General features: G+C 31.0%; 11 protein-coding genes. 6 read left to right on the top strand and 5 right to left on the bottom strand.

Translation table 11 applies throughout. The features are described from left to right. Window positions 1-12 precede the first annotated feature (12 nt). A complete protein-coding gene (locus KPL55_RS14035; protein ID WP_216307362.1) occupies window positions 13-2,919 on the top strand; it encodes a DNA topoisomerase IV subunit A in 2,907 nt (968 codons plus the stop codon). A 39-nt stretch (window positions 2,920-2,958) separates the two neighbouring features. Here KPL55_RS14035 and KPL55_RS14040 read toward each other — a convergent pair whose 3' ends face one another. Further along, on the bottom strand, window positions 2,959-3,435 hold the full coding sequence (locus KPL55_RS14040) for a GtrA family protein (protein ID WP_216307363.1): 477 nt from the start codon (window positions 3,433-3,435) through the stop codon (window positions 2,959-2,961). A gap of 173 nt (window positions 3,436-3,608) precedes the next feature. Between KPL55_RS14040 and KPL55_RS14045 the strand changes: the two genes are divergently transcribed. Then, window positions 3,609-4,865 (top strand): M16 family metallopeptidase, encoded by a 1,257-nt coding sequence (locus KPL55_RS14045; RefSeq protein WP_216307364.1) that lies wholly within the window; start codon window positions 3,609-3,611, stop codon window positions 4,863-4,865. 2 nt (window positions 4,866-4,867) lie between these two features. After that, window positions 4,868-6,637 (top strand): single-stranded-DNA-specific exonuclease RecJ, encoded by a 1,770-nt coding sequence (gene recJ, locus KPL55_RS14050; RefSeq protein ID WP_216307365.1) that lies wholly within the window; start codon window positions 4,868-4,870, stop codon window positions 6,635-6,637. A 76-nt stretch (window positions 6,638-6,713) separates the two neighbouring features. Here recJ and KPL55_RS14055 read toward each other — a convergent pair whose 3' ends face one another. From KPL55_RS14055 to KPL55_RS14070, 4 genes are all read right to left on the bottom strand, one after another. Beyond that, a complete protein-coding gene (locus tag KPL55_RS14055) occupies window positions 6,714-6,896 on the bottom strand; it encodes an alpha/beta-type small acid-soluble spore protein (protein WP_216307366.1) in 183 nt (60 codons plus the stop codon). 256 nt (window positions 6,897-7,152) lie between these two features. Then, a complete protein-coding gene (locus KPL55_RS14060; protein ID WP_216307367.1) occupies window positions 7,153-7,344 on the bottom strand; it encodes an alpha/beta-type small acid-soluble spore protein in 192 nt (63 codons plus the stop codon). A gap of 273 nt (window positions 7,345-7,617) precedes the next feature. Then, window positions 7,618-7,809 (bottom strand): alpha/beta-type small acid-soluble spore protein, encoded by a 192-nt coding sequence (locus KPL55_RS14065; protein ID WP_216307368.1) that lies wholly within the window; start codon window positions 7,807-7,809, stop codon window positions 7,618-7,620. 106 nt (window positions 7,810-7,915) lie between these two features. Then, window positions 7,916-8,107: an alpha/beta-type small acid-soluble spore protein gene (locus tag KPL55_RS14070; RefSeq protein WP_216307369.1), complete on the bottom strand. Its 192-nt coding sequence runs from the start codon at window positions 8,105-8,107 to the stop codon at window positions 7,916-7,918. 221 nt (window positions 8,108-8,328) lie between these two features. Between KPL55_RS14070 and murG the strand changes: the two genes are divergently transcribed. From murG to nifJ, 3 genes are all read left to right on the top strand, one after another. Continuing rightward, window positions 8,329-9,402 carry an undecaprenyldiphospho-muramoylpentapeptide beta-N-acetylglucosaminyltransferase gene (murG, locus tag KPL55_RS14075; RefSeq protein ID WP_216307370.1) on the top strand — a complete coding sequence of 358 codons (1,074 nt, stop codon included), beginning with the start codon at window positions 8,329-8,331 and terminating at the stop codon, window positions 9,400-9,402. 169 nt (window positions 9,403-9,571) lie between these two features. Beyond that, a complete protein-coding gene (locus KPL55_RS14080; RefSeq protein ID WP_216307371.1) occupies window positions 9,572-9,997 on the top strand; it encodes a flavodoxin domain-containing protein in 426 nt (141 codons plus the stop codon). A gap of 198 nt (window positions 9,998-10,195) precedes the next feature. Then, a partial coding sequence (gene nifJ, locus KPL55_RS14085) for a pyruvate:ferredoxin (flavodoxin) oxidoreductase (protein ID WP_216307372.1) occupies window positions 10,196-13,144 on the top strand: 2,949 nt, incomplete at its 3' end.

Below are 13,144 nucleotides of genomic sequence, written 5' to 3' on the forward strand. Positions count from 1 at the left end.
GGAATTTATGAAATGGCGAAAAAAGTTGAGATACCAAAAGATAATAATATAATAATGACACCAATCGAAGAGGCAATGCCAGATAATTACCTTCCGTACGCTGTTGAGGTTGCCAGGGAGAGAGCTCTACCAGATGTCCGTGATGGTTTAAAACCAGTACATAGAAGAATTCTTTATGGTGCATATATGTTAAGGGCGTTTCCGGACAAGCCTTATTTTAAGTCAGCAAGAATAGTTGGAGATATTCTTGGTAAGTATCATCCCCATGGAGATAGCTCTGTATACGGCGCTATGGTAATACTTGCGCAATCCTTTGCAACTAGAAAACCATTGATTGATGGACATGGGAACTGGGGAAGTCAAGATGGAGATAATGCTGCAGCTATGCGTTATACGGAAGCAAGGCTTTCACCAATTGCGCTTGAAATGATAAGGGATATTGATAAAGGCGTTGTGGAAATGGTAGATAATTACTCTGATACAGAAAAGGAACCATCAGTCTTACCATCAAGATATCCTAATCTACTAGTAAACGGAACATTTGGAATAGCAGTTGGAATAGCAACCAATATACCGCCTCATAATCTTGGTGAGGTAATTGATGGCTTACTTGCTTATGCAGATAATAATGATATTACAACAAAAGAACTTATGAAGTATATAAAAGGCCCAGATTTACCAACTGGAGGTATTTTAATTGGTAAGAATGCAATACAATCTGCCTATGAGACTGGAGAAGGTAAGGTGACATTGCGTTCTAAAATGAGCATTGATGTACTAGAAAATGGACGTTTAGGCATAGTTATTACCGAGTTTCCTTATAGAAAAAATAAAGCGAAACTGCTTCAATCTATCTCTGATATGACAGCAGATAAAAGACATGCAAAATCATTAGAATCCATTGTAGATATTAGAGATGAATCTGATAGAACTGGACTTAGGTCTGTAATTGAATTTAAAAAGACTACAAGTAAAGAAGTTGCAACTAAGGTACTTAAATACTTAATGAAGAAAACAGAACTTCAATGCAACGTTCCTTTTAATATGGTGGCCCTAGCAAATGGAAAACCTCAAACTATGGGGCTTAAAACTATACTCAAACACTACTTGAATCATCAAAAGGATGTCATAACTAGAAGAACTCAAAGGGAACTAGAAGTTGCCGAAAATAGATTTCATATTGTTGAGGGTTTTATAAAAGCAATCGACGTAATGGATGAAATTATAAAAACTATTAGAGCTTCAAAATCTAAAAAAGATGCTGCTCAGAACCTTATTGATAAGTTTGAGTTTTCACCTATCCAAACGGAAGCAATACTTGAACTCATGTTATACAGGTTAACAGGACTTGAAATTAAAATATTCTTAAAGGAATACAAAAAGCTTGAGATATTAATTAATGGATACAAGAGAATCCTTGGTAGTGAAAAAGAACTTCTTAAAATAATAAAGACAGAGATGTCAGAGATAAAAGAAAAATATAATGATCCTAGGCGAACTGAAATTATTGAGGACGATAATGAAGCTAAAATAGAGGTAGAAGATATAATAGTGGTAGAGGATATCATGATAACTTTATCTAACGAGGGTTATATAAAAAGAATTCCAATGAAATCCTATAATAGATCTAATATTAATATAGAAGATATTGAGTATAGAGAAGGCGATTTTAATACATATTTACTACAAACAAACACTAAGGATACTTTAATGATCTTTACAGAAGCAGGAAATATGTATCAGCTAAGAGCTGATTTAGTTCCAGAATATAAGTGGAAAGAAAAAGGTGAAAGGCTTGATACTCTCCTTCGCGGAATTGATTTAACAAAGGAAAGAATTGTTGCTACTTATTTATCAACAAGTTTAGAACAGGGGAATGAATTTATATTCTTTACTAGTAAAGGTAATATAAAGAAGACTCAATTGGACAAATTCGTTACTAGTTATGCTAAGTTATCAGCATTAAGATTAAGAGATAATGAAAAACTCCTTGAGGTTAAGTTAAACTCCACTAAGAGGAAAGAAGCATTTATAAATATATCAACAAAAGAAGGTCTTGAATTCTCAATTGAGGAACCTGTACTTTTTGATATCGATAGAAATGTTTTGGGAACACAATTGTTTAATCTCACAGAAGGCGATCAGGTAGTAAAATTAGAATTTACAGAGAAACATGAGTCTAAATTATTTAACATTAGTATAAATCCAAAAGGTGTCATAAAAATATCTAATAGAAAAAGTACAGCAAACGTAAGTACTTATACAAAATCTTCGTCTATGCTACTTATATTTACTCAAAAGGGAATGGTTCATAAATTACCTAGCTACATGATTGAGAATATTGATAAAAAGGGCACGGTTATAAATACTTTGCTTGATAATTTTAATTCGGATGATAAAATAGTTGAAATTATATCTATTGATAATTTTAGCGAAGAAGCAAGTGTATACTTCTTTACAAAGAAAGGATTCACAAAGAGGTTAAAACTTGGAGAACTAGAAGGAGATTTCAGCTCTAATTTGGTTTATAAACTTAAAACTGAAGAAGATAGATTATCATTTGTTAAAATTAACAAGGATTGTTTAGATAAAGATATAGTAATCGTAACTAAAAAAGCAATGTGCATTAGATTTAATGTAAATGCTATTAATTTCATGGGAAAAAACGCATCTGGAGTAACTGCAATAAGTTTAAAAGAGAACGATGAAATTATATTTGTTGATTTGGCAAACGTCCAAGTAGAAAATGAAGATGATTTAACTTTAGCGGTTAGCTCATTTAAAGGTGAAAAAAAGACTATAAAACTTGGAGATATAAATGTTCAAAATAGAGCAGGTAGGGGTAAAAACTTAACCAGTTCGCTAATAGACGATTATGTGGAAAATGTTGTTTTGGTATCAGAAAAGAATAACAAGTAAAATAAAAAGACATGCACTAAAAGTTAAATAAACTTAACTTTAGCGTGTCTTCTTTTCATTAAAAACAAAAAACTTATTAATTAGGAAACCCATAAAGCCTATTGTCATAGAATCTATAACAATACATATGTTAAACCATAGGTGATTTAAATTATTTATGTTAACTCTGTGACCGCCATTATGTAAAATATGAATTAAGGGATTTTTACTTGTTAATATTACTAACATGAAGCTATTTAATATCATCCCAAATAGTAATACAGAGGCATATTCAAAGTATGATGTATCCTTGCGTCCATCTTTAAAGGTGAATTTTTTATTTAAGTAGTAACCACAGGTTGAGTACACACTAAATGCTATAATGTTAAATATAAATAGTATTTTCCCGTGGGTTATACCTGTTGCATACGATAGAGTGTTTAATATTGCAATATCTATTATAGTGTTAATAGCACCAACTAAAGCATACTTAATAAATTGGGTCACTGAACTTAGTGATTTATTTTTATTATTCATAATATATTATTCTTAAATAAAATTTGTTTAAGAAATTAGTCACCACCTCTTCAGTTAAAAATATTATGAAAAAACATTGTTATATTTAGGCTAACATTAGTGTACAACAAAATAAAACAAAATAAAACAAAAATATTTAAAGATAAGTAGAATAAGAAAATGAAGGTGAGAATATGGAAAAAATAATATTAAAAAATGGAATAAAATTATTATATAAGAAATCTGAAAATAATCTAACATCGTTTACAATTGGGTTTGATGCAGGAGCTAATGTTGAGGAGAATCAGCAACTAGGAATGGCACATGTAGTAGAACATATGCTCTTTAAGGGAACTACGTCGCGCACAGAATATGAAATAAATAAATTGTGCGATGAAACCTTTGGGTTTTGTAATGCTATGACTAACTATCCATACGTTGTATATTATGGCACCACTTTAGATGAGGATTTTGAGAAAGGTTTTGAAATTTACTCAGATATTCTTATGAATCCTTCTTTTCCTGTTAATGGATTTAAGGAGGAAATAGAAGTTATTTGCGAAGAACTCAAAGAGTGGAGGGATGATTCAGCCCAATTTTGTGAAGATACCATGTTTTATAATGGGTTTGAGAATAGAAGGATAAGGAATTTAATTATTGGGACAGAAGAAAGCATTCGGTCTATAACCATACTACAAATTAAAAGTTTTTATGAAAAATATTATAGACCTGATAATTGTGTAATAAGTGTAATATCAACTTTAAGCGCAAGCGAAGTTTCACTGATAGTGGATAAATATATAGGCAAGTTAAGTTCTAAATTAGCTATTAAAAGTGAATATATAGAAAAAAAACAAGAACCCATATATGAGAATAATAAACCTGGTACATATTTTGAGTATAGGGATGATTTGCAAGGTGGCAAAATCCAATATTGTTTTCCAATTCATGAATTAAGCGATAGAGAGATTTGTGCTTTAAAGCTATTTAATTTAGTTTTTGGAGAAGGTACAAGTAGCATTCTATTTGATGAGATAAGGACTAAGAGAGGACTTGTATATGATATTTATAGTAAAATTAAAAATGAAACTGGAATAAAACTATTTACTATATCTCTTGGAACTTCATATGAAAATGCTAAAATGGCAATAGAAATCATAAATTACGAAATAGAAAAAGTAAAGGAACTTAAAAACTATTTTGATGAAAAGTGTATTTTAAGGTTGTGTAAAAGTTACAAATTAAGAAAGATGTTAGCCCTAGAAAAATCTATTCAAACTAGCATGAATTTATGTGTATATGAAGTTATGTATGGGGGCGAAACTGAAATTTTTTCTGAATTTAAGTTAATGGATACAATTAATGAAGAAGATATAATGAAAGTGGTAAATAAGGTTTTGGTAAATGCTACGATACAAGTACTAATGCCAAATGTGGGAAGTGGGAGATGAATATGGAGAAAAAATGGTTATTAAGGAATACATCTAAAGACATTAGTTCGTTAGCAAAAAACTCAGGAGTAAGTGAGGTTACTGCTAAAATTTTAATTAATAGAGGATTTTCAAGTCCCATAAATATAAAAAAATTTATGAGAGCAAGTATTAATGATTTGTATGATCCACTTTTAATGAAAGATATGGATAAGGGTACGGCTCTAATTAAGTTAGCAATTGAAAACAACCAGAAAATCGTAGTTTATGGAGATTATGATGCGGATGGTGTTACTAGTACAGTTATAATGTATAAGGCGCTAAAACATTGTGGTGCAAATGTAAAATACCATGTACCAGACAGGGAGCATGAGGGATATGGAATAAATAGCGATAGAATAAGATTACTAAATGAAGAAGGATGTAAAGTAGTTTTAACTTGTGATAATGGCATCGCAGCAATTGAACAGGTTAAACTCGCAAAGGAACTTGGGATGATAGTAATAATAACTGATCATCATGAATTGCAATTTGAAGAAGATGAACCCGGCACAAGGATTTTTAAGGTTCCGATTGCAGATGCTGTTATTAATCCAAAGCAAAAAGAATGTAATTACCCCTTTAAACAATTATGTGGCGCAGGTATTGCATTTAAATTTGTACAAGCATTATATAAAAAACTTGGAATTGATGAGGATATGGCACATGAATTTATAGAAATAGCTGGGATAGGAACTATTTGTGATGTGGTGGACTTAGTAGATGAGAATAGAATAATTGCAAAAAATGCCTTGGAGATGTTAACAAACACAAAGAACATTGGATTAAGATATCTAAAAGAAATTTTAAGTATAAATGAGAAAGAAATAAAATGTTATCATGTTGGGTTTCAAATAGGACCATGCATCAATGCTACTGGGAGACTTGAATCGGCAGCTACATCAGTAGAATTATTATTATGTGAAGAAGAAGGTAGGGCAAAAGACTTAGCTAAAATATTATTTGACCTTAATCAAAAAAGGCAAGAGATGACTACTCAGAATGTTGAAGAAGTAATTGAACTTATTGAACAATCTACTTTTAAAAATGATAAAGTATTAGTGATTTATAAAGATACCATTCATGAGAGCATCGCAGGGATTGTTGCAGGGCGTGTTAGAGAAGCCTTCAATGTGCCAACTATAATATTAACCAAAGGAAAGGAAAATCCAAAAGGTTCAGCAAGATCAATTACTGAATACAATTTATTTGAAGAATTAATAAAATGCGAGGAGTTACTTGAAAAGTTCGGTGGACATCCGATGGCTGCTGGTCTATCTATAAAAGAAGAAAATATAGAAAAATTAAGGACAAAGCTTAATAGTATTTGTACTCTTTCAGATGATGATATTATTCCTAAGGTACGGATAGATCAAAGAATGCCTTTAAGCAAAATAAATTATGAACTAGTATATGAATTAGAACTCTTAGAGCCTTTTGGTAAAGGAAATCCTTCACCTTTACTAGCAGAAAAAAATATATCTATTTTGAAAATAGATATTCTAGGAAAAAATGCTAATACATTAAAAATAAAATGTTTAATGCCAGGAGTGAATAAATGGATTGATGGTATTTGTTTCAATAGAGTGGATGAGTTTATGGAAATGTTACAAGATAGATTTGGAGAAGGGTATATGAACTATATAAGTAACCCAAATGGAATTAAATTAGATTTGATTTTTTCTCCTCAAATTAATGAATATAATGGTCGTAAATCTATTCAATTGAAAATCTTAGAATTTAAACTCAGTTAAATTTTTAAGATTATAAGATGAAAATCAACAAGGGCTCATAAACTTAAGTTTATGAGCCCTAAATATATTTTTTAAATTATAAATTTCTTTCGTACTGCTCAACCATCTTTTTGACCATTTGACCACCAACAGATCCACATTCTCTTGAAGTTAAATTACCATTATAATCTGTGAAATTAACCCCTAATTCTTTTGCAGTTTCCATTTTGAATGAATATAATCCAGCTTTAGCTCCAGGTACTAATTGTCTGTTTGCCATTGTCAATCACTCCTTCTATAATTTATTTGGGTTATGATAGTATGTTGTGCAGAAATCATTAATATATTACAACACAATGGAGGGAAATGATGCAACTACAACGTTATATGCAAATGTTTGTCAACAAGTAATATTTTTAATTTAATTTACAACATAATGTAAAATATGTTTAGCTGTTTTAGACAAAATAAATTTTTATAAAAAAATGAGAGGTATATGTCTAGCATATACCTCTCAAGTAAATTAAAATTCTAAATTATAAGCCTTTTTCGTAAGCTTCTACCATTTTTTTAGTCATTTGTCCGCCTACTGATCCATTTTGTCTAGAAGTAAGATCACCATTGTAACCTTCTTTTAAATCAACTCCAACTTCTTTTGCAGCTTCCATTTTAAATTTGTTTAATCCTGCTTTTGCTTCTGGTACCAATGTTCTGTTACTGTTTGCCATTGTCAATCACTCCTTTTATATTATATTTTGTTATGATAGTATGATGTGCAATAATTCAAAATATATAATAGAATATTTGAGGAAAATATGGAAGCTGAAACATTTAATTATAATGTCTGTAATTATATGAAACATTATAGAAGATTGTAAATAATTACATGTTAAAAATATTTTAAAGAATTTAATAAAAAAATATAAACACTAAATTTTCAGAAGCAATAAAATTAAGAGGTATATGCATAGCATATACCTCTTAAAAATTAAAAGTCTAAATTATAAACCTTTTTCGTAAGCTTCTACCATTTTCTTTGTCATTTGTCCGCCTACTGATCCATTTTGTCTTGAAGTAAGATCACCATTGTAGCCATCTGTTAAATTGACTCCAACCTCTTGAGCTGCTTCCATTTTAAATTTGTTTAATCCTGCTCTTGCTTCTGGTACTAATTGTCTATTTCTGCTTGCCATTGTCAATCACTCCTTCTATTTTATTATTTTGTTTCTGTTATGAAAGTAGTCTGTGCAAAAATACAAAATATATTACAGAATATTAACTTTTAATAAGGGAATTATATTATAAGTTTTTCTCGTATTGTTCAACCATTTTTTTAACCATCTGTCCGCCAACTGATCCATTTTGTCTTGAAGTAAGATCTCCATTGTAGCCATCTGTTAAATTAACTCCAACTTCTTGAGCAGCCTCCATTTTAAATTTATTAAGTCCTGCTCTTGCCTCTGGTACTAATGATCTATTTCTACTTGTCATAATAATTACCTCCTTTTATTTTTGAGATTACTTGATGATAGTAGTTTATCCGGATTGTGTATTTATATATTAGTATATTGAAGGGCAGTTTTGAAAATTATATTGTCTTTGGGACATTACGGAAAATATGATTTTTAATAAAAAACGAACTTTTTATTCTAGTTAGTATATAATGATGTAGAATATACTGAGTTAAGCATGTTTTTAAAAGGAGTGTTAAAGTGGAAAAACACAAAATAATAATGACTGGTGGAGGTTCTGCAGGGCATGTAACACCAAATCTTGCACTAATACCAAAACTTAAAATGTTAGGTTATGAAATTGAATATATTGGTACAAAAGAAGGTATTGAAAGAAAAATAATAGAGGGTGAGCATATAAAATATTATCCGATATCTAGTGGCAAACTACGAAGATATTTTGATGTGAAAAATTTTACTGACCCTTTAAAAGTAATTAAAGGCATTTTTGAAGCAAAAAAAATAATTAAAAAGCAAAAACCAGACATAGTTTTTTCAAAGGGTGGTTTTGTTTCTGTTCCTGTAGTGCTAGCAGCATTTTTTAACAAAGTGCCAGTTATTGCTCATGAGTGTGATATAACGCCAGGACTTGCGAATAAACTAGTAGCACCTTATTGTACAAAAGTATGTGTAACCTTTCCGGAAGCATTAAATGAGATAAAAAATGGAAAAGGAGTAGTAACTGGAAATCCTATAAGACGAGAATTATTTGAAGGAAATAAAATAAAAGCTTACGAAATATGTGGGTTTAAAAATAAAAAACCTGTGCTCATGATTATTGGTGGCAGTTTAGGATCTAAAGTTATAAATGAGGTAATAAGGGTCAATATTGAAAAATTACTTCTAGAATATAATATTATCCATATTTGCGGCAGTGGCAATATTGATAAATCACTGATAAGTAAAAATGGTTACAAACAGTTTGAATATACAAAAGATGAACTACCACATTTATTGGCTTGTGCAGATATTGTGGTGTCCAGGGCAGGAGCAAATGTGATTTTTGAATTACTAGCACTAAAGAAACCAAATTTGTTAATACCTTTATCTGCTAAGGCCAGTCGTGGAGATCAAATACTTAATGCAAGATCTTTTGAAAAAAGTGGATATAGTATGGTTATTCAGGATGAGGAATTGACTCCTGAAAATTTAGAAATGAAAATAAAAGAATTGTATAAAGATAGGTTTAAATATATTGAAAACATGAATTCAAGTAATACCGCAAATAGTATTGATTTAATAGTTGAGTTAATAGAAAAATATAGAAAAAGATAGAATGGGTAAAATAATCTGAATAAGTAATCGTTAAGTCTAAAGGGAAATATAAGCTAAATTAACATTATTGCATCAAATATAACAAAAAAACTTGAATATTATTTGTTTTGATGTATAATTAAGTTGTAACAATAACTATCTATTAATATGAAAGTATGAGGTGATAGCAATGAAAAAATTGACAATAATATATTTAAGCAATGGTGGAAATGTAGAAGTTTTAGCTAATCATATAGCTAAAGGTGCAAAGGATTCAGGTGCAGAGGTACTAATTAAATTAGTTAGCGAAGCTACAGTTGAAGATGTAATTAATGCAGATGCAGTTGCTTTTGGAAGTCCATCAATGGATAATAATAGGATTGATCAACAAGAAATGCAACCTTTTATTGAAAAATTCAAATTAATACCAGTCAACAATAAGATTACAGGTTTATTTGGATCATATGGTTGGGATAATGGAGAATTCATGGAAAAATGGATTAGCCTAATGGGTGATTATGAATTTAATGTTACAGAAAGTTTAACCGTTAATGAAGCTCCTACTAATGAACAATTAGATTTAGCTGAAGAAATGGGAAAAAAATTGGTTAAATAAAATTTAAATACATAGACTATAAAAGGTCTGTGAAGACTAGCTAATGCTGTAGAGTGTTAGCTAGTTTTGCATGAGGTTCACTAGGAAGTTATTGTTCTTAATTGTAGAGTTATTTCAAATGCAATACTATTACTTACAATTTCAATAAAAACTTATAAACACATTTTTAGAATATCATTAAGAAAGAAGGCTTATTAAATGAGAAAAACTAAAACTATGGACGGTAATACAGCTGCAGCACACGTTGCTTATGCGTTTACCGATGTGGCAGCAATTTACCCGATAACACCATCATCAACAATGGCAGAATATTGTGATGAACTGGCAGCTAAAGGAACAAAAAATGTATTTGGTCAAAAAGTTAAACTTATGGAAATGCAATCAGAAGCAGGAGCTGCAGGAGCAGTACATGGTTCATTGCAAACAGGAGCTTTAACTACAACTTTTACATCTTCTCAAGGATTACTTCTAATGATTCCAAATATGTATAAAATAGCTGGAGAGCTTTTACCAGGAGTACTTCATGTAGCAGCTAGATCACTTGCTACTCATGCACTTAATATTTTTGGAGATCATCAAGATGTAATGGCAACAAGACAAACTGGATTTGCTTTACTTGCATCAGGTAGTGTTCAAGAAGTAATGGATTTATCACCAGTAGCTCATTTATCAGCTATTGAAGGAAAGATTCCATTTGTAAACTTCTTTGACGGATTTAGAACTTCTCATGAAATACAAAAAATTGAAGCATGGGATTATGAAACTCTAGGATCTCTTGTAAATCAAGAATCATTATTAGCGTTCAGAAACAGTGCTATGAATCCAGAACACCCAGTAACTCGTGGAACAGCACAAAATCCAGATATATATTTCCAAGGAAGAGAATCATCAAATAAATTTTATGATGCACTACCTGAAAAAGTTGAAACATATATGGGAAAAATAAACTCATTAATTGGAACTGATTACCACTTGTTTAATTACTATGGAGCAGCAGATGCTGATAGAATAATAATAGCTATGGGTTCAGTATGCGATACAATTGAAGAAACTATAGATTATTTAAATGCTAAGGGAGAAAAGGTTGGAGTTCTTAAAGTTCATCTTTACAGACCATTCTCATTAGATCATTTCTTCAAATACATACCATCTACAGTTAAAAAAATAACAGTACTTGATAGAACAAAAGAACCAGGATCTATCGGAGAACCATTATATCAAGATGTTAGAACTGCTTATTTTGAAAAAGAAAACAGACCAGTTATAGTTGGCGGTAGATATGGACTAGGATCAAAAGATACTACTCCAGGTCAAATAGTTGCTGTATATGAAGCATTAAAAGCAGCTACACCTAAAAACGGATTTACATTAGGAATAGTTGATGATGTTACTAATTTATCACTTCCAATGGGAGAAGAAATAACAACTACACCTGAAGGAACTAAAGAATGTAAATTCTGGGGACTTGGATCAGATGGTACTGTTGGAGCTAACAAAAGTGCAATTAAAATAATTGGTAACCATACAGACATGTATGCTCAAGCATATTTTGCATATGATTCTAAAAAATCAGGTGGAATAACAGTTTCTCACTTAAGATTTGGTAAAAAAGCTATTAAATCACCATACCTAATTAGTTCAGCTAATTATGTTGCCTGTGGTAATCAATCATATGTAACTAAATATGATGTTCTTAAAGGAATTAAAGATAATGGAACATTCTTATTAAATTGTATATGGAACATGGAACAACTTGAAGAACATTTACCAGCATCTATGAAGAGATATATTGCTAATCACAACATTAACTTTAACACTATTGATGCAGTTGGAATAGCTGGAGAAATAGGTCTTGGTGGAAGAGTTAACATGATTATGCAATCTGCTTTCTTTAAACTTGCAGACGTTATACCAGTAGAAGATGCAGTTAAGTATCTTAAAGAAGCTGTTATCACTTCTTACGGTAAAAAAGGTGAAAAAGTTATTAACATGAATAACGCAGCAATTGATAAGGGTGTTGAATCAATTGTTAAAATTGATGTTCCAGCAAGCTGGAAAACAGTTAAAGATGCAACTGATACAGCAGAAGCTAGACCAGATTTCGTTAAAAACATAGCTGATGTTATGAATAGACAAGAAGGAGACTCATTACCAGTTAGTGCATTTGCAGGAATTGAAGATGGATCTTTAGTACCAGGAACAGCAGCATTTGAAAAAAGAGGAATAGCTGTTAATGTACCAGAATGGCAAGTAGATAAATGTATACAATGTAATCAATGTGCATATGTATGCCCACATGCTGTTATAAGACCTTTCCTAACAAATGATGAAGATCTTAAAAACGCTCCAGCAACTTATGAAAGCAAAAAAGCTATTGGTAAGGGTTTAGAAGGCCAACACTTTGCTATAGGAATTAGTAATGAAGATTGTACTGGCTGTGGTAACTGCGCAGAAGTATGTCCAGCTAAAGAAAAAGCTTTAATTATGAAACCATATGCGTCACAAGAAGCTAAATTACCTAATTGGAAGTTTAACATAAACTTACCTAAGAAAGAAAATCCATTAGGAACATCAACTGTTAAGGGAAGTCAATTTGAACAACCATTAATGGAATTCAGCGGAGCTTGTGCTGGATGTGGAGAAACTCCTTATGCTAGACTTATAACTCAATTATTTGGAGACAGAATGTTTATAGCTAATGCTACAGGATGTTCTTCAATATGGGGTGGAAGTTCACCAGCTTCACCATACACAGTTAACAAATGTGGTCAAGGTCCAGCTTGGGCTAACTCATTGTTTGAAGATAATGCTGAGTTCGGATTTGGTATGTTCCTTGGAACTAGCCAATTAAGAGATAAAGTTGAAATATTAGCTAAAGAAGCATTAACAATGAAAACAAGCGAAGCATTAAAAACAGTTATTAATGAATGGATAGAAAACAAACAAGATGCAGAAGGTTCAAAAGCAGCAACTGCTAAAATGTTACCATTATTAACTGCTGAAAAAGATAATAACGAAGCATTAAAAGAAATATTCGCTAAAAGAGATCATTTAGTTAAGAAATCTCAATGGATATTTGGTGGAGATGGCTGGGCTTATGATATTGGATATGGCGGAGTTGACCATGTACTTGCATCTGGAGAAGAT

The sequence above is a fragment of the Clostridium lacusfryxellense genome, from assembly GCF_018861735.1.
Lineage (GTDB): Bacteria > Bacillota > Clostridia > Clostridiales > Clostridiaceae > Clostridium_AD > Clostridium_AD lacusfryxellense.

What these genes read in the sequence shown, in the direction of transcription:
- KPL55_RS14065 (WP_216307368.1), bottom strand. Translation starts at nt 7,809, where the DNA reads ATGGCAAGCAGAAATAGACAATTAGTACCAGAAGCAAGAGCAGGATTA.
- KPL55_RS14035 (WP_216307362.1), top strand. Translation starts at nt 13, where the DNA reads ATGGCGAAAAAAGTTGAGATACCAAAAGATAATAATATAATAATGACA.
- KPL55_RS14040 (WP_216307363.1), bottom strand. Translation starts at nt 3,435, where the DNA reads ATGAATAATAAAAATAAATCACTAAGTTCAGTGACCCAATTTATTAAG.
- KPL55_RS14060 (WP_216307367.1), bottom strand. Translation starts at nt 7,344, where the DNA reads ATGGCAAACAGTAACAGAACATTGGTACCAGAAGCAAAAGCAGGATTA.
- KPL55_RS14055 (WP_216307366.1), bottom strand. Translation starts at nt 6,896, where the DNA reads ATGGCAAACAGACAATTAGTACCTGGAGCTAAAGCTGGATTATATTCA.
- KPL55_RS14045 (WP_216307364.1), top strand. Translation starts at nt 3,609, where the DNA reads ATGGAAAAAATAATATTAAAAAATGGAATAAAATTATTATATAAGAAA.
- recJ (WP_216307365.1), top strand. Translation starts at nt 4,868, where the DNA reads ATGGAGAAAAAATGGTTATTAAGGAATACATCTAAAGACATTAGTTCG.
- KPL55_RS14070 (WP_216307369.1), bottom strand. Translation starts at nt 8,107, where the DNA reads ATGACAAGTAGAAATAGATCATTAGTACCAGAGGCAAGAGCAGGACTT.
- KPL55_RS14080 (WP_216307371.1), top strand. Translation starts at nt 9,572, where the DNA reads ATGAAAAAATTGACAATAATATATTTAAGCAATGGTGGAAATGTAGAA.